The following is a 613-nucleotide window of genomic DNA, read 5'->3' as shown; positions in this document are numbered from 1 at the left end:
CCGCCGGGGGCCTGCGCGGCCCCCCAGCCCTAGCTCCAGCCCCGGCCAAGCCTGCGGCACGGCCCTGTCCCGCGGCCACCGCGCCCGGGCACATTCAAAAAAGAAGCGGCTTGCGCTGGACTAGCATGGGTTTCCGGCAAAAAACCATCAGAAACCCTTTGTATTCAAGCGCTTGCCGCTATTTTTTCTTGCAGCGTCGCGGGCTGCGCGTAAAATCGCCGCTCTCACACCCATAACGCCAACATTTCAACGTGTGCGGCCCGCAAAGGCCAGCCCCCTCCCGGACCCACGGGACCTGCGGGCTTGCAATTTGCACCCCTCCCCCCATGTATGTCCTTGCAGCGCACCCGCTCGGGCGCGCTGGGGTCGTCACATGGCCCTCGTTTTGTTGACCGTCTTTTCCCAGGACCTTTTGTGAAAACTTCTTTCCGCACCACCGCTTCCGTGATCGCCGTCACCATCGCCGCATTGGCCGCGCCCACCCTGGCGCACGCCAAGCGCATGGGGGGTGGCAAGTCGGTGCGCCCTGCAGCGATTGGCCAGGCCCCCGCCAAACCCGCCACCCCTGCAGCCCCGACCGCCGCCGCCAAGCCTGCGACACCGGCCACCCCGG

General features: G+C 66.6%; 1 pseudogene. It reads left to right on the top strand.

What is annotated here, in order from left to right:
• Window positions 1-414: 414 nt before the first annotated feature.
• Window positions 415-613: pseudogene (locus SJH88_RS19315) on the top strand (ABC transporter substrate-binding protein); the annotation flags it as partial.

The organism is Comamonas sp. GCA5, from assembly GCF_036541385.1.
Classification (GTDB): domain Bacteria; phylum Pseudomonadota; class Gammaproteobacteria; order Burkholderiales; family Burkholderiaceae_C; genus Comamonas; species Comamonas aquatica.
This window is presented reverse-complemented; position numbering and strand designations above follow the sequence as displayed.